The sequence below is a fragment of the Pseudomonas xanthosomatis genome, assembly GCF_019139835.1.
In the GTDB taxonomy this organism is placed as follows: domain Bacteria; phylum Pseudomonadota; class Gammaproteobacteria; order Pseudomonadales; family Pseudomonadaceae; genus Aquipseudomonas; species Aquipseudomonas fakonensis.
Map to the genome: position 1 here is coordinate 3,946,843 of NZ_CP077075.1, position 20,570 is coordinate 3,967,412.

The following is a 20,570-nucleotide window of genomic DNA, read 5'->3' on the forward strand; positions in this document are numbered from 1 at the left end:
CCCGGGGCTTTGGCCCCTGTAGGAGCAATTGTCTTGCTCAGTTGCCAAAAGCTGGCGCGATCCCTGTGGGAGCGGGCTTGCCCGCGAAAAGGGCGACACAGTGTATGGCACGGGCTTCGCCCGTATTCGCGGGCAAGCCCGCTCCCACAGGATGCGCAGAGCCTGAATCAGGCGCTGTACCTGTAAGGGCGGCCTTGTGTCGCGTCAGGGCTGCGAGCTCAAAGCCGGCGGCGGGCGGCCAGGCCCGGGATGGTGGTGCGCGGCACCTCCACGCGGGCCGCCTGTAGCTGGGTGCTGGCGGCAAGGCCGGCCAGGGTCGGCTGGCTGAACAGGCTGCGGGCGTCGGCATGCAGGCCGGCCTGGCGCATGCGCGCCACCAGGCTGACGGCCAGCAGCGAATGGCCGCCGAGCTCGAAGAAGTTGTCGTCGCGGCCCACCTGCTCGATGCGCAGCACCTCGCCCCAGATCTGCGCCAGGGCGGTTTCCAGCTCGCCTTGCGGTGCCTGGTACTGGCGGCTGATCACCGAGGCCGGGCCGGGCGCCGGCAACGCCTGGCGGTCGACCTTGCCGTTGGGACTCAGTGGCCAGGCGTCCAGGGCCACGAAGGCCGAGGGCACCAGGTAGTCGGGCAGGCGCGCCAGCATATGGCTGCGCAGCGCTTCGAGCCCTGGTGCGGTGTGACCAGGGCGGCAGGTGAACCAGGCCACCAGGCGCTCGTCATGCATCGACACCACTGCTTGCTCAAGCCCTGGGTAGCTGGCCAGTTGCACCTCGATCTCACCGGGCTCGACCCGCAGGCCGCGCAGCTTGAGCTGGAAGTCGTTGCGCCCGAGGAACTCCAGCTCGCCGTCGGCGCGGTAGCGCGCCAGGTCGCCGGTGCGGTACAGGCGCTCGCCGGCCACGAAGGGGCTTGCGATGAAGCGCTCGGCCTGCAATGCCGGCAAGCCAAGGTAGCCGCGGGCCACGCCAACCCCGCCGATGTGCAGCTGGCCCACTGCACCGAACGGCACAGGGCGGTCGTGCGCATCGAGCAGGTACAGGCGGGTGTTGCAGATCGCCCGGCCGATCGGCGGCGCGCTGGCCGGCAGCGGCTGCTCGGGTTCGAGGGTCCAGGCGGTGCTGTCGACCGTGGCTTCGGTGGGGCCGTAGACATTGTGCAGCCGCACCCACGGCAGGCGCGCGCGCACCGCCGCAGCCATGGCCAGGGTCAGCTCGCCGCCGCCGCAGAAGATGTCGCGCAGGCGGGTGCAACGCTCTACGCCCTCCACGTCGAGGAACGGCTGCAGCATGGCTGGCACGAACTTCACGCAGGTCACCCGCTGCGCTTCGATCAGCCCGGCGAGGTAGGCCGGGTCGCGGTGGCCGTCGGGGCGTGCCAGCACCAGGCGCAGGCCGGCGCTGAGGGGCCAGAACAGCTCCCACACCGAGCCGTCGAAACTGAAAGGCGCCCGTTGCAGCAGGGCATCGCCCGGGCGTGGCGGGCACAGGCCGGTGCCCCAGTGCATCAGGTTGCACAGGCCGCGGTGCTCGACCATCACACCCTTGGGCGTGCCGGTGGAGCCAGAGGTGTAGATCACGTAGGCCAGGTTGCCGGCATGCAGGCCGGGCACTACAGGTGCATCAGCAGGTTGTTGCTGCCAACCGTCGTGGTCCAGGTTCAGGGTGGCCACACCGCTGCCTGTCAGCAGGCCGGCGGTGGCGCCATGCACCAGCAGCACCTGGGGCGCGCTGTCGGCGAGCATGTAGCGCAGGCGCTCGTCGGGGTAGCCGGGGTCCAGCGGCACATAGGCGCCGCCGGCCTTGAGAATGCCCAGCAGGCCGACCATCAGCGCAAGACCGCGCTCGACGCAGATCGCCACCCGGCTGTCCGGCTGCACGCCCATTGCTCGCAACTGATGGGCCAGGCGGTTGGCTTGTTCATCGAGCTGGCGGTAGCTCAGGCACTGCTCGCCGGCCTGCACGGCGACGGCGTCGGGGCTGCGGCGTACCTGTTCAGCGAACAGCGCGGGCCAGGTCTGCTCGACCGGGCTGCTGGCATCGTCGGTGGCGTTCAAACCAACCAGCAATTGCTGCAGCTCTTCGGCCGGCACGCTGCACAGTTGCTCCAGCGGGCGCTGCGTGCCGTGCTCCAGCAGGCCTTGAAGGGTGCCCAACAGGCACGCCTGCAATCGCGCCACACCCAGGGTGCGCGGGGCCCGCAGGCTCAAGTGAATGGCCTCGCCATGGTCGTCCACGGCCAGCATCAGCGGTTGGCTGACCACTTCGCTGGCCTGCAGCAGCTCGACACCGGGCAAGGCGGCCTGGCCGTGCGGCGCGCCCTGGCGGTAGTTGAGCAGGCTGTCGAACAGCGGCATGCCGGCAGGCAAGGCGCTGCACCGCTGGGCCTGCACCTGCGGTGCGTCTTCGTGGGCCAGCAAACCGGCCAACCCTTCATGGGTACGGGCCAGGGCCTGGCCCAGGCTCAGGCCGGCCAGGCGCACCCGCAGCGGCAGGGTATTGATGAACATCCCTAAGGCACGGTCGGCGCCTTCGCCTGCGGCCAGGCGACCAAGCAGCACGGTGCCGAACACCACCTCGTCATTGCCCGACAGGCAACCCAGCACCTGGGCCCAGGCCAGGTGGAACAGGCTGGCCAGGCTGACATCGTGATTGCGTGCCAGTGTGCGCAGGGCCTGGGCCAAGGCAGGCGGCAGCGCCTGCTCGAGGGTTTGCAGGGCATCGGGGTCGGCAGGCAGGCCGTCTACGCCCAACACCCGGGTAGGCGCCTGGAGGTCACCGAGCATCTGCCTGAAATAGGCTTCGTGCTGTTGCTCGCGACCCGCTGCACTGTGGGCCGCAGCGAAGTTGCGGTACGGCACCGGCGCCGGCAGGTCGGCGCCCTGCCCGGCCATGAACGCGCGCAGCTCGGCCATCAGCAAGCCAAGGGACACCGCGTCGTTGACCAGGTGGTGGAAGCGCAGCAGGCCCAGCCAGCGGCCCTGCCGGGTATCTTCGGCAACGCCAAGGGCCAGCAAGGGGGCCTGGCGCAGATCCAGAGGTTGGCAGGCAGCGCGCAGGCGCGCCTCGGCATCAACCCCAGGGGCCAACTCGTGTACCGGCAGTTCAGCGTGGCGCCATACCACTTGCTGGGGTTGCGCCAGGGCCTCCCAGGCCAGGCTGGTGCGCAGGATATCGTGGCGCGCGATCACCTGTTGCAGGGCCTGGGCGAAGGCCTGCCAGTGCTCGCGGCTGGCAAAACTGAACAGCGCCTGTTGCTGGTAGGGGTCGCGGGTATCGGTGATGTGGTGGTACAGCAGGCCCTGTTGCAGCGGCGCCAGGGGGTAGATCTCCTGCACGTTGGCCGCCCCGCCCGGTACTGCGCCGACGATGCGGTCGATATCCCCCTGCTCGAGGGTGGTCAGCACCAGCAGGTCGGGGGTCAGCTGTTGGCAGCCGGCAGGTACCCGGTTGGCTGGCACTCGCTGAAGCGGCGCGGCACTGGCTGCGGCGGCCAGGCTGGCCAGGGTCGGCTGGCCGAACAGCACCTGCACGTCGGCATGCAGGCCTTCGGCGCGCATGCGTTCGATCAGTTGTACGGCCAGCAGCGAATGGCCGCCCAGCTCGAAGAAGTGGTCATGCCGGCCCACCTGGGCTACCCCCAAAAGCTCGGCCCACAGCGCCGCCAGGCGTTGCTCGGTGGCGCCTTCCGGGGCGGCATAGGCGTGGCGGATGCAGGCCTCGCTGCCAGGAGCTGGCAGCGCCTGGCGGTCGAGCTTGCCATTGGCGGTCAGCGGCCAGGCCGGCATGGCCTGGTAGGCGCTGGGCAGCAATGCGGTGGGCAGGCGCTCGGCCAGGTGCTGGTGCAGCTGGCGCGGCGTCACTTCGCCCTGGGCGATGTACCAGGCCAGCAACTGGCCTTGGCGAACCAGTACCACGCATTCCTGCAAGGCCGGGTGGCTGGCCAGGGCCGCCTCGATTTCCCCCAGTTCTACCCGCACGCCACGGATCTTCACCTGGTCGTCGTTGCGCCCCAGGTACTCCAGGGTGCCGTCGGCCAGCCAGCGCACCAGGTCGCCGGTGCGGTACATGCGCCCGGCGTGGAACGGGTCGTCGAGGAAGCGCTCGGCGGTAAGATCGGGGCGGCCCAGGTAACCCCGGGCGACACCGGCGCCAGCCACGTACAGCTCGCCGGGCACGCCCGGTGGCAGCAGGCGCTGGCAGGCATCGAGCACGTACAGCCGGGCATTGTCCACCGGGCCGCCGATATGCAGCGGCCTGCCGGCGTGCAAGGCGCCGTAGCTGGCCACCACGCAGGCCTCGGTGGGGCCGTAGTTGTTCACCAGGGCGTGGCGCGGGTTGCGCTTGAGCTGGCGCAGGCGGTCGCCGCCGATCAGCAAGGTACGCAGGGTCGGGTGGTCGTCGCCCTGGGCCAGGGCGTGCTCGGCCACCGGCGTTGGCAGGAAACTCAGGTCCAGCGGCTGGGCGCGCCACCAGCGCAGCAGGGCGTCGATGTCTTCAGTGCCCTCTCGCACCGGGGCCAGGTGCAGGGTGGCGCCGGTGCACAGGGCTGGCCAGACCTCCCAGGCCATGGCGTCGAAGCCGAAGCCGGCCAGGCACGACACCTGCCCGCCAGCCTTCAGGGCAAAGGCCCGGCAATGCCAGTCGACCAGGTTGTCGAGCATGCAATGCTCGACCATCACGCCCTTGGGCAGGCCGGTAGAGCCGGAGGTGTAGATGACATAGGCCAAATTGCCTGGGCCCAAGCCTGGCACCACAGGGTTGTCTGCCACGGTTGGGGCGCATGGGTCGAGGTCGATGCGCGGCACCTCACTGGCAGGCAGATCGATGCCGACCTGGCTCAACAGCACCTTGGGGGTACAGTTTTCCAGCAGCCAGGCCAGGCGCTCTCGGGGGTGAGCCGGGTCCAGGGGTACATAGGCGGCACCGGCCTTGAGCACTGCCAACAGGCCTACCAGGGTGTCCGGCCCGCGCCGGGCGCAGATCGCCACGCGGTCCTCGGGCGCCACGCCCAGGGCGATCAGACGTTCGGCCAGCTGGTTGGCGCGCCCGTTGAGCTCGGCGTAGCTCAGGCTGAGCCCTTCGTGCCAGGCGGCGATGGCCTGGGGCATGCGTGCGGCTTGCGCTTCGATACGCTGGTGCACGCAGCGCGGGGTTGCCTGGGTGCTTGCCCCCTGCCCCCAGGCTTGCAGGTTTGCGTGTTCGGCTGGGGTCGGCAGGTCAAACCCGGCCACCACCAGCGCCGGGTTGGCCAGGGCCTGGTGGAGGATGTGCAGCAGGCGGTCGGCCAGGGCCTGGGCCTCCTGCTCGCTGAACCAGGCCAGGTTATACACCAGGTGCAGCCAGGCCTGGCCGGTGTGGCGGTTGCTGCGCAGGTGCAGGGCCAGCGGGGTCGGCTCGTGGCCACTGCTGACCTTCACGCTGCGCCCTTCGATCGGCCCGTAGCGCAGCGCGTTGCCGTCTTCTTCGAACGACACACTCAGCTCGAACAGCTGGCCGCGGTCTTCGCGCAGCAGGCCCAGGGCGCGGTTGAGTTCGCTCAAGGCAAAACGCTGGTGGCGGTAGTCCTGCCGCAAGCTGTCGCGAATGCCCTGTACCAGCTCTGCAAAGCCCAGCTGGCGGCCAAAGCCCATGCGCAAGGCACTCACCTGGGTGAACAGGCCCAAGGTGGCCTTGAAGCCCGGGTTGGCGCGGTTGCGCACCGGCAGCCCGACCACCCATTCGTCGCGCTGCCAGATCCGGCTGCAATACACGTGCAGCGCCGCCAGCAGCACATGCAGGGCCGAGGCGTTCAACTGCCCGGCCAGGCCCTGCATGCGGGCCAGCAGGTCGCTGCTGAACGGCAAGTCCAGGGCCTGGCTCGGGGTGTCGGCAGTGGCCGGGGCCAGGCCTTTGCGCTGGGCCAGGGGCTCAGGCAGGGCCTGGTACTTGGCTAGCCAGTAGGCGCGGTCACGGGCGTGGCGCGCCGAGGCCTGGTAGGCGACATCGTCATGGATGAACGCGCGGTACGACGGCGCCGTGGCCGGCAAGGGCTGGCCCTGCTGCAACAGCCCGTAGTACTGGCCCAGCTGGCTGAACAGCTGGTCGAAGCCCCAGCCGTCGATGATCAGGTGGTGGGCCTGGCCCGCCAGCAGGTGGCGCTGAGGGTGCAGCTTGACCAGGAAGAAACGCGCCAGGGGGCCGCCGAGCAGGTCGAAGCGCTGCGCCATGCGCTGGCGCATCAGTTGCCGGGCGCAGGCCTCGGGGTCGGCCTCGGCACTGAGGTCGAGCAGTGGCAGGCCGAGGGTGAGCGTGGGCTCGAAACGCTGGCGAGGCAGGCCGTCGGCCGCGCACGGCAGCAGTTGCGTGCGCAGGCCGTCATGCAGCGCCACCAGGTGCGCCAGGGCCTGGCCCAGCAGCGCCGTATCGAGCGCACCGTCCAGCTCGATGTAACCACCGATGTTGTACAGCGGCGAGTCGCCACGGCTGATCTGGTCCAGCCAGATGTCGCGCTGGGCGGTGGTCAGGGGGTAGGTGTCGGTGGCAGACATGGGGGTGGCGCGTCCTTGCGAATGATCGTCCGCGGATTCAAGCACCGGCCTTGGCGGCTGTATGGCCCCTGAAACCCGGACAGCCGCGCCTGGGCCCAAGTTACTGATTTTCTTGTAGGAGAATCGCTACAGCAGGCTGTCGGGCATGGCCTACCTGCCAGTCTGCAGTGGGCAAAATCCCCCAAAGCGGGGCTTTTTGGCGTCAATTGGTTGGCATTGCGCCAAGCTCAGCGCCCCTGGCGGTTTAGCGGTGGTGCAACGGTTTGCCGCCGACGTGGCATTTTCTGTCCCCCTTTTCCATGACAGACACCGGCAAGGCTGGGGGCTTGAATAGCGCCACACCACTTAGCCGAGGAGAGGACTCGACCACGAGACCGCCCGCAGAACGCCCCGAATCAAGGAAGACACCAGCATGAGACTGACCGACAACCTCGCCCGCCGCCCTGCCCCTCAGCTTTATCTACAGTTGGGCGAGCTGGTGGCCCGCAGCGGCGACCAGGACTTTGCCGGGCAGATGTTCCAGCTGCTCGAGCAACTGGTGCCGATGCAGCGCCTGGACCTCAGCGAATGGACCCTCGACACCCGCCAGCAACGCATCGAGCACATCCGCGCTCTGGGTAGCGCGGGCGCCTGCACGCCACTGCCTGCGCCCGAAGCGTTGCTGCAGAGTGTGATGCAGATGCACGACCCGGTATTGATCCAGATCAGCGCGCCGCTGGGGCGCCCGCAGCAACCGCACAGTGCACACCAGTGCAACCTGGTGTCGTGCCGCGGCGAGCGGCGTTGGGTGATCTGCTGCCAGCGCAGCCCTTGCCAGCGGGCCTTCACCCTGGCCGAGCTGTCGTTGCTCAAAAGCCTGTCCGACACTTTGTTGCCACTGGTCGAGCACCATGCCCTGCGGGCCCAGGCCTTGCCTGCCAACGACCCGCAGTTGGCCGACAACCAGGCGGCCTCGTTGCGCGCGGCCTTTGGCGAGCGCCTGGCACGCGGCGCCATCAGCCTGTCCAGCCGCGAGCAGGAGGTGTGCCTGGGGCTTTTGACCGGCGGCACGGTGCCGCAGATGGCGCAGCAGTTGAACGTCAAGAACAGTTCGGTGGAAACCTATCTCAAGCGCGCCACCGCCAAGCTGGGGGTCAGTGGCCGCCACGGGCTGGCCCGCTGGATGGCGGGTGCCTGACACCGCAAGGAAGCCTGCAATGTACCGATTCACCCTGACCCTGCTGGCCGCCACCCTGGCCGGCTGCAGCCTGGCACCGGATTACCAGCGCCCGGCGGCTCCGGTCCCCGTGCAGTACCCCCAAGGGCCGGCCTACCCGGCCGCATCGACCACTCCGCCCGCCCAGCATTGGCAGGCGGTGTTCCACGACCCGGCGCTGCGCCAGCTGATCGACGCTGCCCTGGCCAACAACCGTGACTTGCGGGTGGCGCTGCTCAATGCCGAGGCGACTCGCGCCCAGTACCGTATTCAGCGCGCCGAACAACTGCCCCGTGTCAGCCTTGACGGCAGTGGCCAGCGCCAGTACCTGCCGCGGCGTATGACCGGCACCGGCAGCGGCGTGATCAGCAGCACCCAGGCCGTCACCCTGGGCGTCAGCGCCTACGAGCTGGACCTGTTCGGGCGCCTGCGCAGCACCAGCGAGCAAGCGCTGCAAACCTACCTGGCCAGTGAAGAGGCACGCCGCGCCGCGCAACTGAGCCTGGTGGCCAGCGTTGCCAGCGTGTACCTCACCTGGCGCGCCGACCAGGAGCTGCTGGCACTGGCCGAAGATACCCTGGCCGCCGACGAGCACAGCCTGCGCCTGACCACCCGCCAGGTGCGCACCGGCACCTTGTCGGCGCTGGACCGCATTCAGGCGCAGACCCGGGTCGACAGCACCCGCGCTGCGGTGGCGCGCTACCGCCGCCTGGTGGCCCAGGACCTCAACCAGCTGGGCGTGCTGGTAGCCGGGCCCATCGCCGATGGCCTGCGTGGGCTGGCCCTGGCCAGCGAGCAGATCGCGCCGCTGCCTGCCGGCCTGCCGTCGGACTTGCTGCAACGCCGCCCGGACATCCTGCAGGCCGAGCACCAGTTGCAAGCGGCCAACGCCAACATTGGCGCCGCGCGTGCGGCGTTGTTCCCGAGCATCAGCCTGACCGCCAATGCCGGTACCAGCAGCCAGCAGCTGGCCGGATTGTTCGAGGCAGGCTCGGGTACCTGGCTGTTCAAGCCGCAGGTCAGCCTGCCGTTGTTCAACGCCGGCAGCCTGCGTGCCAGCCTGGAGTACGCGAAGTTGCAGAAGGACATTCAGGTGGCGCAGTACGAAAAGGCCATCCAGGGGGCGTTTCAGGAAGTCGCCGACGGCCTGGCGGCGCGCGCCACCTACCAGCGCCAGTTGCAGGCCCAGCGCGACCTGGTGGCGGCCAGCCAGCGCTACTACGACCTGGCGCAAAACCGCTACCGCACCGGGGTGGACAGCAGCCTGACCTTCCTCGATGCCCAACGCCAGCTGTTCAGCGCCCAGCAGGGGCTGATCGGCGACCGCCTGGCGCAGCTGGTGGCCGAGGTGAACCTGTATGCGGCGCTGGGTGGGGGTTGGCAGGATGATCAGCCCCTTGCTGGCGGGCCTGGCGGGTAGATCTGCATCAAGGTTGAGGGCCCTATCGCCGGCAAGCCGGCTCCTACAGGTATGGCGCCAGCCTTGAAATACATGCAGCAATTGTTGCCTGCCGTGGTCACAGGGTTACAGTGGCAGCACCAGCCTGCCCCTTGCGCCCAAGGCAAAAATGCAGCAACGCCCTGCAGATTTGCCAATTGTGCAAGGCAAATACGCATGACAGGATCCAGCGATCCGCCCGCGCATTCCAGGCTTGACCCTGGAAATCAATAACAAAGCAGGGAGACCGCGATGACCGCGCACGCTCAACCTTCGGCAACGGATCATGTACTGGCCGAAGTCCGCAACCACATCGGCCACCTCACCCTCAACCGCCCCGCCGGCCTCAATGCCCTGACCCTGGACATGGTGCGCAGCCTGCAGCGCCACCTGCACCGCTGGGCGCAGGACGACCAGGTGCACGCGGTGATGCTGCGCGGCGAAGGGCCCAAGGGCTTCTGCGCCGGCGGCGACATCCGCTCGCTGCACGACAGCCACAAGGCCGGCGAACAGCTGCACCACACCTTTTTCGAAGAGGAATACGCCCTCGACCTGTGCCTGCACCGCTACCGCAAGCCGGTGCTGGTGCTGATGGACGGCTTCACCCTGGGCGGCGGCATGGGCTTGGCCCAAGGCTGCGACCTGCGCATCGTCACCGAGCGCAGCCGCCTGGGCATGCCTGAAACCGGTATCGGCTACTTTCCCGATGTCGGCGGCAGCTACTTCCTGCCGCGCATACCGGGCGAACTGGGCATCTACCTAGGTATCAGCGGCGCCCAGATCAAGGCCGCCGATGCGCTGTATTGCGGCCTGGCCGACTGGTACGTGGGCAGCGAGCGCCTGGCGGCACTGGACGAAGGCCTGGACCACCTGCAGTTCGGCGACTACCCGCTCAAGGACCTGCAGGGCCTGCTGGCCACCCTTGGCACCCAGGTGCTGGACGACGCGCCGCTGGCCAGCCTGCGCCCGGTGATCGACCACTTCTTCGCCCTGCCCGATATACCCAGCATCGTCGAGCAACTGCGTGCGGTGGCCATCGGTGACAGCCATGCCTGGGCACTGGCCACCGCCGACCTGCTGGAAACCCGCTCGCCACTGGCCATGGCCGTGACCCTCGAACTGCTGCGCCGCGGTCGCCACCTGGCGCTGGAGGAGTGCTTCGCCATGGAACTGCACCTGGACCGCCAGTGGTTCGACCATGGCGACATCATCGAAGGCGTGCGTGCGCTGATCGTCGACAAGGACAAGCAGCCGCGCTGGAACCCGCCAACCCTCGCCGCCCTGACCCGCCAGCGCGTCGAGCAATTCTTCGAAGGCCTGTAAGGCCAGGAGCACCTGCATGCAAGACCTGGAATTGAGCGAAGAACAGATCATGATCCGCGACATGGCCCGGGACTTTGCCCGCGGCGAGATCGCACCCCATGCCCAGGCCTGGGAAAAGGCCGGCTGGATCGACGACGGCGTGGTACGCAAGATGGGCGAGCTGGGCCTGCTGGGCATGGTCGCGCCCGAGCAGTTCGGCGGCAGCTACACCGACTATGTGGCCTACGCCCTGGCGGTTGAAGAGATTTCCGCCGGCGACGGCGCCACCGGGGCGATGATGAGCATCCACAACTCGGTGGGCTGCGGGCCGCTGCTGGCCTACGGCACGCCCGAGCAGCAGCAGGCCTGGCTGCCGCAGCTGGCCAGCGGCGAGGCCATCGGCTGCTTCTGCCTCACCGAGCCGCAAGCCGGGTCCGAGGCGCACAACCTGCGCACCCGTGCAGAGTTGGTGGACGGCCAGTGGGTGATCAATGGCGCCAAGCAGTTCGTCAGCAACGCGCGCCGGGCCAAGCTTGCCATTGTCTTTGCGGTGACCGACCCGCAGCTGGGCAAGAAGGGCCTGTCGGCCTTCCTGGTACCCACCGACAACCCGGGGTTCAAGGTGGACCGCAGCGAACACAAGATGGGCATCCGCGCCTCGGACACCTGCGCGGTGACCCTGGACAACTGCCGCATTCCGGCCGCCAACCTGCTGGGCGAGCGCGGCAAGGGCCTGGCCATCGCCCTGTCCAACCTCGAAGGCGGGCGTATCGGCATTGCCGCTCAAGCATTGGGCATCGCCCGGGCGGCATTCGAGGCGGCGCTGCAGTATTCGCGCGAGCGCATCCAATTCGGCAAGCCGATCAACGAGCACCAGAGCATCGCCAACCTGCTGGCCGACATGCAGGTCCAGGTGAATGCCGCGCGCTTGCTGATTTTACATGCCGCGCGCCTGCGCACGGCCGGCAAGCCGTGCCTGTCGGAAGCCTCCCAGGCCAAGCTGTTCGCCTCGGAGATGGCCGAGCGGGTGTGCTCGATGGCCATCCAGGTGCATGGCGGGTATGGGTACCTTGAGGACTACCCGGTGGAGAAGTACTACCGCGATGCACGGATTACGCAGATCTACGAAGGCTCGAGCGAGATCCAGCGCATGTTGATTGCCCGGGAGCTGAAGCACTACACGGTCTGAGGCCGCCTCAGGCAGCGTCTAGACTCAACGAACCACGCCCGCACCGCAGCGCACGGTGCGGGCCTTGCCGTGAACGGGGGGCTGCCACACGTGGAGGTGTGCGATGAGCCAGTTCAAACGCCTGCTGGTCATGCTCGGCCCGCAGATGCGCCACTCCCCTGCCCTGCAGCGCGCCGCCGCGCTGGCTGAATCCTGCGGGGCATTGCTGGACCTGAACGTCTTCGTCGACGAGGTCGACACCTTCGGCCTGATGGGCAACAGCCAGGAACGCGAGCGCCTGCTGGCGCACAACCGCCTGTGGTTGGCCGATGAGGCTGAACAGCTGCGCAGCGCCGGACTGGATGTGTCCACCGAACTGCTACTGACCCGCGACCCGCTGGGCAGCGTGCTGCAGCAAGCAGAACGCCTGGGCTGCGACCTGCTGGTCAAGGACGTGCAGCACGAGCCGGTGCTCAAGCGCCTGCTGGTCACCCCGCTGGACTGGCAACTGCTCAAGGACAGCCCGGTGGCGGTGCACCTGGTCAGCGAAATCCGCCTGCCGCTGCCCCGGCAGATCGCCGCCGCGGTGGACCTGAACCATCACGGCAACGCGGAACAGCTGGACGACCAGGTGATCCGCAGCGCCCACGCACTGGCCCTGCAATGCAACGCCGAACTGCACCTGCTGCACGTGTGCGACGCGGCCAGGACCCATATCGCCGACTTTGGCGCCGGCGCGGTGACCATGCCAGGCTTCGATGCCAGTGTGCGCACGGCGCAGCGGGCAGCGTTCAACCGGCTGGGGGACCACCACCAGGTCGATCTGGAGCGCCGGCACTTTCTCGAGGGCCCGGCAATCAGGGCGATTGCCGGTTACATCAGCCACAGCCGGGTGGATGTGATCGTCATGGGCACCCACCGCCACGACGCGCTGCAGACGTTCCTGGGCGGGACCACCGCCCATGTGCTGGAACACCCGCTGTGCAACGTGCTGGCGATCAAGGCGGTGCGCTGACGGCAGGAGCCGGCGTGTCGGCGATGAGCTCGGTACAGGCTTCGCCGGTGTTCGCGGGCAAGCCCGCTCCCACAGGGGCCGCGGCGGGTTCGTGCCCAGTTCTCTGCGCGACAGCGCAGCCCAAAGGGCTGGGTGATCTCCTACAGGGGGATCGACGCCTTAGAAGCCCTTGCTGTAGAACAGCGAGTACGACTCGATGCCGTCGTTGGGCTGCTTGATGCCGGCATTGGAGTAGTGCATCAGGCGCAACCCGACCTTCTGCTCCCCCGGCAGCTTGAGGCCAAAGCCGATGCGGTCTTCGAAGTTGACCGACGAGCCCAGGCGCTGGTCGCCCACCTCGGTCTTGGAGAACGCCGCCAGGCCAATGCCGGCCTCGATGTACGGGGTGTAGGTGAAGCCGCTGAACTCGTAGACGAACACCGGGCTGAACGACAGCGAGTGGGCGCCGCTGTAGTCGCCACCTTCCCAGTAGGTGTAGGCGGCGTCCCAGTAACCGGTGACAAAGCCGGTGTTGCTTTCGAGCCAGCGTTTGTCCCAGTCGAACGACAGGCCGATGCGGTAGGTCAAGTCACCCTGGCTGGTGGCCCCCACGGCACCGGATACCTGGGCAGCCTGGGCCGAGCAGGCCCCGGCGAGCGCCAGCACAGCAGCGGCCAGCGAGCTGGCAAGACGGTTTTTCATCAATGTTCTCCTGATGGTCTTTCACGGGTGGGGGCTTTTGCCCCTCGTTATGCGCCTGTGCACCACCGCATCCAAGTGGTCACAAGTTGTAATACTTCCCGAAGTATCGGCCAATCAGCAGCAAAGATGAAAGTGTTTTGCCAGCATTTAATCCCCCTTTAGGAGCCGGCTTGCCGGCGATGCGGCCAGCGGCCTTGCGCCAAGGCCTGCCTTTGTATCGCCGGTACATGCCCTATCGCCGGCAAGCCGGCTTTTACAGGGAAGCGGGCCTCAAGCCTGGCGCTCCTCCAGCAACTTGATGAACATGCTCAAACTGCGCGACACCGTGCCCCGGCGCCACACCAGCCAGGTTTTCAGGTAGCGGAAGTCCTCGGCCATGGGCCAGGCGCTGACCGTGCTGCAGCCGGGCATGTTGTCGAGCATGCTGCGCGGCATCATCGCAAGGCCTGCGCCGGCGCTGACGCACGCCAGCATGCCGTGGTACGACTCCATTTCGTGGATCTTGCCGGGCACCGCCTGGTCGTGGACGAACCAGCTCTCGAAATGGTGGCGGTACGAGCAGTTGGCACGAAAAGCGTAGATGTTCGCGCCGTTGACATCGCGGGCGCGGGTGACCGGGGGGTGGTTCAGCGGTGCGATCACGGTCATCTCCTCCTCGAACACCGGCATGCCCTCAAGGGTTGGGTGCAACACCGGGCCATCGACGAACGCGGCCACCAGGCGCCCGGCCAACACCCCTTCGAGCATGGTCCCGGACGGGCCGGTGGAGAGGTCCAGGTCGACCTTGGGGTAGCGCTGGTTATAGGCCGCCAGCAAGGCCGGGATGCGCACCGCTGCCGTGCTTTCCAGAGAACCCAGGGCGAAGGTGCCTTGGGGGTCTTCACCAGCTACGGTCAGGCGTGCCTCGTGCACCAGCTCGAGGATGCGCCGGGTGTATTCGAGGAAATTCCAGCCCGCCGGCGACAGGCGCAGGCGGCTCTTTTCGCGGATGAACAGCTCAACGCCCAGGTCTTCTTCGAGCTGCTTGATGCGGGTGGTCAGGTTCGACGGCACCCGGTGGATATGCTGCGCGGCGGCGCTGATGCTGCCGTGCTCGGCCACGGCCTTGAAGATTTCCAGTTGCACCAGGTCCACGGTCATTCTCCAAACGTGAATGTTTCGCTCATTATTATTCAGTTTTCATTAAAGCGCGCCACCACTAGTCTGGGCTCACCGATTCATAACAACAGAGCACAGCGCCATGAGCGAGATCAGCAGCCTGACCCACGCCATCTCCGTCGACCCCTACACCGGCGAGCAGATCGGCCACTATGCCTTCGACACCGACGCCGCACTGGAAGCGGCGCTGCAACGCGCCAAGGTTGGTTATATCCAGTGGCGCAAGGTGTCGCTGGGTCAGCGCAGCGAGTATCTGAACGCCGTGGCCGATGCCCTGCAGGCCAACGCCGAAGCCTTTGCGCAGATGATCGCCCGCGAGATCGGCAAGCCGATCAGCCAGGCCCGTGGCGAAGTGAACAAGTGCGTCGGCCTGTGCCAATGGTACGCCGAACACGGCCCGGCGATGCTCGCACCGGAGCCGACCCAGGTCGAGAAAGCCCGTATCGAATACCGCCCGCTGGGGCCGATCCTGGCGGTGATGCCGTGGAACTTCCCGGTCTGGCAGGTACTGCGCGGCGCCATCCCGGCGCTGCTGGCGGGCAACACCTACGTGCTCAAGCACGCCCCCAACGTGATGGGCAGCGCCTACCTGATGGCCGACCTGTTCAAGCGCGCCGGGCTGCCTGAGGGCGTGTTCGAGGTGCTCAACGTCACCCCCGAGGGCGTTACCCGCGCCATCAACGACCCGCGCATCGCTGCCGTGACCCTGACCGGCAGCGTGCGCGCCGGCATGGCCATCGGTGCCCAGGCTGGTGCCGCGCTGAAAAAATGCGTGCTCGAACTGGGCGGCTCCGACCCGTTCATCGTGCTGGCTGACGCCGACCTGGACGCCGCCGTGAAAGCCGCCGTGATTGGCCGTTACCAGAACACCGGCCAGGTGTGCGCTGCGGCCAAGCGCCTGATCGTCGAAGAAAGCATCGTCGAGGCCTTCACCGCCAAGTTCGTCGAGGCCACCCGTGCGCTGACCATCGGCAACCCGCTGGAAGATGCCACCTACATCGGCCCGATGGCCCGCTACGACCTGCGCGACGAGCTCGACGGCCAGGTCCAGGCAACGTTGGCCGAAGGCGCTACCCTGCTGCTGGGCGGGCACAAGGTCGAAGGCGTGGCGAACTTCTATGCGCCCACGGTGTTCGCCAACGTTACCCCCGACATGACCGCCTTCAAGCAGGAGCTGTTCGGCCCGGTGGCGGCGATCATCAGCGCCCGCGATGCCGAGCATGCGGTGGAACTGGCCAACGACAGCGAGTTCGGCCTGGCCTCGACCATCTACACCGCCGACTATGCCCTGGCCGAGCGCATGACCGAGGCACTGGATACCGGTGGCGTATTCATCAACGGCTACTGCGCCTCTGACCCCCGCGTGGCGTTTGGCGGGGTGAAGAAGAGCGGTTTCGGGCGCGAGCTGTCACACTTTGGTGTGCGTGAGTTCACCAATGCGCAGACGGTGTGGCTGGATCGCAACTAACCTATGGACGCCGCTCCTACAGGGATTGCGCCAGCTGGGGCTGATCCGGGTTCTGTGTGGGAGCGGGCTTGTCCCGTGATGAGGCCGGTACAGTTACCTTGTTTCAGGGTTTTGTCCCGAAATTGCCAGGCTGGGCCGCATTCTTGCCCGGATCTGTATCTTTTATCCCTTCCTGCCCCTCAATAAGGTTCGGGTTTGGGTTCAGGATATGATGTTGATTGCTTTTGGAGATGTACGCACATTCGTTGACGATGAGCGCTTTTCGTCACCTTTCCGCCCTTACGGCGGGTAACTTTTTGAAGGATCAAAAAGTCACCAAAAAATCCATGCTCCCATCATCCGGCCCCCTACGCTGCGCTTCGGGGGTTCCCTCGCTCCGGGCTTGCTCCGGAGGTACGCGCCGACGGGCCGTCCCTGGCCCGATCGGCGCTCGACCGGCATCCATGCCGGTCGCCCTCCTACGCAATCCCTACGCTCGGCCTCCTGAAGTCGCGATTTGTGTTGCCTGAACTACCGCGCGCTTAGAAGCAAGATCAACAGCCAGATCAACAGCCAGATCAAAAGCTGGGATGTTGGTTTTATTGTTATTGATGTGTTGTTTGTTCTGGCCCTATCGCCGGCAAGCCGGCGATTGCAATCCTGAGTTCCCACAAATGCAACTAGCGACCGAGCTGCGTACTCATAGGCGCCGCCCCTAACTTCGCGACTTCAGGAGGCCGAACGCAGGGATTGCGTAGGGGGGGCGACCGGCATGGATGCCGGTCGAGCGCCGATCGGGCCAGGGACGGCCCGTCGGCGCGTACCCCCGGAGCAAGCCCGGAGTGAGGGAACCCCGGAGCGAAGCGTAGGGGCCGGATGAATGGAGCGAGGATTTTTTGGTGACTTTTTGATCCTTCAAAAAGTTACCCGCCGTTGAACTGACCCCCGAAAGTTGGACAGGTAGCGCTATGCGGCCAGCGCTTGGGTCCGGAATTGTACCGGACTCAAGCCATTCAGTCTGAGGCTGATGCGTTCTTGGTTGTAATAGGCGATGTAACCCTCTAATCCTGCTGCCAGTTGCTCAACACTCTCAAATGACTCCAGGTAAAAAAACTCGCTCTTAAGCGTGCCGAAAAAGCTTTCCATAGCGGCGTTGTCCAGGCAATTACCCTTACGCGACATACTCTGCTCGATATTCTTCCCAGCCAGCATATGCCGGTAAGCTGGCTGCTGATACTGCCAGCCTTGGTCAGAGTGAAGTATCGGTTTGTCACTTGGACTCAGCCTCTCGAAGGCCTGTTCCAGCATTGTCGAAACCATCTTGAACTCAGGGCGCCGGTTGATCTGATAAGCAAGGATTTCGCCGTTGTACAAGTCCATAACAGGCGAGAGAAACAGCTTCTGCCCCTTTACCTTGAACTCTGTCACGTCGGTAGCCCACTTCTGATTGGGGGCTTCAGCCTTGAATTTGCGCTTGAGCAGATCAGATGCAACAACCCCCTCGGAGCCTCGGTACGAGCGATATTTCTTCTCTTTGACCAGCGATTTGAGGCCCATTAACTGCATCAGTCGCTGCACCTTCTTGTGATTGACCACCTCACCATTTTGCCCGAGGACCGCAGTGATACGGCGGTAACCGTACCGTCCCTTATGCTCATGATAGAGGCTGTTGATGCGCTCCTTGAGAGCTGCATGCTTGTCATCCACCAGCACTTTGCTCTGGTAATAAAAGGTACTGCGCGCCAGCCCTGCAGCACGTAGCAGCAGAGCAAGTCGATGCCCGTGCCTCAATCCTTGGACAGCCTGCGTTTTCTTGCCTGCGCAGTTCGAGGGTCCGCTTGGATCAAGGCATCGAGCTTTTTTAGATAAGCATTCTCCGCGCGCAGGTATTCCAGCTCTTCGAGCATTTGCTTAGGTGTCAGCTCGCTATCCGCAGGGGCGGAGGAACTTGCGCTGGACTGTTTTGATGGCTTGCGGGGCATGCTGAACTCTCGGGTACGATGCGGATGAAGTGCTTCTACTCCACCTTTATCGTACAACCTTTTCCACTGCCTGATGCTGCTCGGGCCGCGGATGTCGAACCGTACACAAGCTTGCTGGGCGGACAGGCCGTCTTGCTCAATGCTCTGCAAAACCTTCAATTTGAACTGCGCGTCGTAGTGACTGTACTTGGCAATCAAGCCGGCTACGCCGTGTTGCTCGTAGCCCTTTACCCAGCGGCGTAACAGCGATGGACTCAGGTCATGCTTGAGCGCCACCTCATGAACACTGCGGGCAGAAAGGCACTCTTCGATGAGTGCCTGCTTGAGTGCTAGGTTGTACTTCGTCATGGAACACCCTCCGATTGGGGATCAGGTGTCCAACTTTCTGGGGTCAGTTCACGTAAGGGCGGAAAGGTGAATAAGCGTCACTACAAATAATGAATGCGCATAGAACCTTCAAAACCAGCTAAACCAACTAAACCAGAACACCAAACAACAGCAACTCACCACAAATCAAACCGCCACAACCGCAATATCCCCAGCCCCCTTGCCATCCCGCCGCTCCCCCATCCATTCATTGACCCTGTGCCCAAACTCCACAGGCGCCTTGCGCCCAAACCGCCGGGCCAGATCCAGAATGGTCTGCTGCGCCAAAGCCTCCTCCATGCGCTTCTGCGCCGAAAGCATCACCGCATGGATAGCGCAGGTCCCCTCGGTAGCCCAGGCCGGCGCCGAGCCCTCGAACACCGCGCAGCGCTCACGTATCTCGCGGCAATCGAAGATCTTCTTCGCCCCGTCGATGGCCGTGACGATGTCCAGCACGGTGATCTCGTCCGATGGCCGCGCCAAACGGAACCCGCCACGCACACCCTCGGTGGCAGCAACCAGCCCGGCCCGGGCCAGCTTGGTGAAGACCTTGGCCAGATACTCCTGCGGCACGCCCTGCAACTCGGCCAGGTCACGCACGCTGGCCTCGCGGCTGTCGCCGCGCTCGTCCACCAGGAACAACAGGCAATGGATGCCGTACTCGACGCCGGCACTGTAGAGCGACATATCAATCTCCGACTGGTTTTGTCGTAAATATTACGCCGTCCACAGCCATCAGGCAAAGCCCACCATGACCACCGGTCGCCAGCACAAAAATATCAGTCCCCCACAAAGCCAGATTCCATAAGGCCTCAAGCACAATTTCAGGGGCCGCGAACCGGGCCACGGCAAAAAAACCACTTGCGGCGAAAAACTACGATCAATAAAGTCGTAGTTATTCGGCAGCCATCCAACGCCCCGCCGAACACCCACACCTCACCCCTGCGGAGCACATACATGACCTCTCGTATCCTGATCATCGGTGCCGGCTTTGCCGGTGTCTGGAGCGCCCTGAGCGCCGCCCGCCTGCTCGACCAGGCCCAGCGCGACGACGTGCGCATCAGCGTGCTGGCCCCGCAACCGCAACTGCGCATTCGCCCACGCTTCTACGAAGCCGACGCGCACACCCTGCAGGCACCCGTAGACGCACTGTTCGATGCGGTCGGCGTCGAGTTCATCCACGGCCATGTACAAACCATCGACAGCGCCGCACGCCAGGTCGGTTATGTCGACGGCCAGGGCCAGGCGCAGCAGCTTGGTTATGACCGCCTGATTCTCGCCGCCGGCAGCCAGGTTGCACGCCCGGCCGTGCCGGGCCTGGCCGAGTACACCTTCGATGTCGACCAGATGGAATCGGCCGTACACCTTGAGCAGCACCTGAAGGGCCTGGCCGCCCTGCCCGCCTCGCCTGCGCGCAACACCGTGGTGGTGTGCGGCGGCGGCTTCACCGGTATCGAGACCGCCACCGAAATGCCCGCCCGCCTGCGCAGCATCCTGGGCGCCGGTAATGTGCGTGTGGTGTTGGTGGACCGTGGCACCAGCATCGGCGCAGCCTTGGGCGCCGGCATCACCCCATCCATCGTCGCAGCCAGCGAACAGGCCGGCGTCGAATGGCTGACCGGCACCTCGGTGGTGGCGGTGGACGCCGGCGGCGTGACCCTGGACAACGGCGAGTACATCGCCAGCAAGACCGTGATCTGGACCGTGGGCGTCAAGGCCAGCCCGCTGACCGCGCAAATTGCCGGCGAGCGCGACGGCCTCGGCCGCCTGCGGGTCGACGACCACCTCAAGGTGATAGGCCAGGCGCACATCTACGCCACCGGCGACACCGCCTGGGCTGCAGTGGACGAGCTGGGCAACCACGCCCTGATGACCTGCCAGCACGCCATCCCCATGGGCCGCCACTCGGGCAACAATGCCATGGCCGACCTGCTGGGCATCGCCCCTGTGGTGTACCGCCAGCCCAAGTACGTCACCTGCCTTGACCTCGGCGAGTGGGGTGCGGCCTACAGCGAAGGCTGGGAACGCGAGCTCAAACTGCAGGGCGAGGAAGGCAAAACCCTCAAACGGCAAATCAATTCGGTGTGGATCTATCCGCCCGAAGCAGATCGCGAGCTGGCACTGAAAGCCGCAGACCCCGCGATTGCCATAGTCTGAGCCCATAAAAGCTGACAGGTCCGTCAAATGGTGACGGATCTGTCTGTTTACGTTGTTACATTGAACAACTGGTCAATGATCAAGGCACCGTGCCATTATTGACGTCAAAAAAATACCTGAAGGTGAGGAATACC

12 protein-coding genes are annotated in these 20,570 nt (G+C 65.7%); 7 read left to right on the top strand and 5 right to left on the bottom strand.

Features of this window, described 5'->3' with window-relative positions; all coding sequences use genetic code 11:
• Positions 1-218 precede the first annotated feature (218 nt).
• Positions 219-6,527 (bottom strand): non-ribosomal peptide synthetase, encoded by a 6,309-nt coding sequence (locus tag KSS93_RS17480; protein ID WP_217885236.1) that lies wholly within the window; start codon positions 6,525-6,527, stop codon positions 219-221.
• A 412-nt stretch (positions 6,528-6,939) separates the two neighbouring features.
• On the opposite strand from KSS93_RS17480, the gene KSS93_RS17485 reads away from it, so the two are divergent.
• From KSS93_RS17485 to KSS93_RS17505, 5 genes are all read left to right on the top strand, one after another.
• Complete coding sequence (locus tag KSS93_RS17485; protein WP_217885237.1) at positions 6,940-7,704, top strand: helix-turn-helix transcriptional regulator; 765 nt, start codon at positions 6,940-6,942, stop codon at positions 7,702-7,704.
• A gap of 19 nt (positions 7,705-7,723) precedes the next feature.
• Entirely contained in the window at positions 7,724-9,142 is a 1,419-nt protein-coding gene (locus KSS93_RS17490; protein ID WP_217885238.1) for an efflux transporter outer membrane subunit, read from the top strand.
• Between the two features lie 270 nt (positions 9,143-9,412).
• Entirely contained in the window at positions 9,413-10,483 is a 1,071-nt protein-coding gene (locus tag KSS93_RS17495; RefSeq protein WP_217885239.1) for an enoyl-CoA hydratase/isomerase family protein, read from the top strand.
• A 16-nt stretch (positions 10,484-10,499) separates the two neighbouring features.
• Positions 10,500-11,651 (top strand): acyl-CoA dehydrogenase family protein, encoded by a 1,152-nt coding sequence (locus KSS93_RS17500; protein WP_217885240.1) that lies wholly within the window; start codon positions 10,500-10,502, stop codon positions 11,649-11,651.
• A gap of 103 nt (positions 11,652-11,754) precedes the next feature.
• Entirely contained in the window at positions 11,755-12,645 is an 891-nt protein-coding gene (locus tag KSS93_RS17505; protein WP_217885241.1) for a universal stress protein, read from the top strand.
• Positions 12,646-12,804: 159 nt separating this feature from the next.
• Here KSS93_RS17505 and KSS93_RS17510 read toward each other — a convergent pair whose 3' ends face one another.
• Positions 12,805-13,326: an acyloxyacyl hydrolase gene (locus tag KSS93_RS17510; protein WP_217885242.1), complete on the bottom strand. Its 522-nt coding sequence runs from the start codon at positions 13,324-13,326 to the stop codon at positions 12,805-12,807.
• A gap of 270 nt (positions 13,327-13,596) precedes the next feature.
• A complete protein-coding gene (ptrR, locus tag KSS93_RS17515; RefSeq protein ID WP_217885243.1) occupies positions 13,597-14,460 on the bottom strand; it encodes a putrescine utilization regulator PtrR in 864 nt (287 codons plus the stop codon).
• Between the two features lie 106 nt (positions 14,461-14,566).
• On the opposite strand from ptrR, the gene KSS93_RS17520 reads away from it, so the two are divergent.
• Positions 14,567-15,952 (top strand): aldehyde dehydrogenase family protein, encoded by a 1,386-nt coding sequence (locus tag KSS93_RS17520; RefSeq protein WP_217885244.1) that lies wholly within the window; start codon positions 14,567-14,569, stop codon positions 15,950-15,952.
• A gap of 945 nt (positions 15,953-16,897) precedes the next feature.
• Here KSS93_RS17520 and KSS93_RS17525 read toward each other — a convergent pair.
• Positions 16,898-18,261, bottom strand: a protein-coding gene (locus KSS93_RS17525; RefSeq protein WP_217885245.1) for an IS3 family transposase whose coding sequence is annotated in 2 segments (ribosomal slippage) — positions 16,898-17,796 and positions 17,796-18,261 — 1,365 coding nt in all. Because the reading frame shifts where the segments join, the coding sequence is not laid out codon by codon here.
• Positions 18,262-18,426: 165 nt separating this feature from the next.
• Positions 18,427-18,966 carry an RrF2 family transcriptional regulator gene (locus KSS93_RS17530; protein WP_217885246.1) on the bottom strand — a complete coding sequence of 180 codons (540 nt, stop codon included), beginning with the start codon at positions 18,964-18,966 and terminating at the stop codon, positions 18,427-18,429.
• A gap of 270 nt (positions 18,967-19,236) precedes the next feature.
• On the opposite strand from KSS93_RS17530, the gene KSS93_RS17535 reads away from it, so the two are divergent.
• On the top strand, positions 19,237-20,436 hold the full coding sequence (locus KSS93_RS17535) for an NAD(P)/FAD-dependent oxidoreductase (protein ID WP_217885247.1): 1,200 nt from the start codon (positions 19,237-19,239) through the stop codon (positions 20,434-20,436).
• The last annotated feature ends 134 nt before the right edge of the window (positions 20,437-20,570 follow it).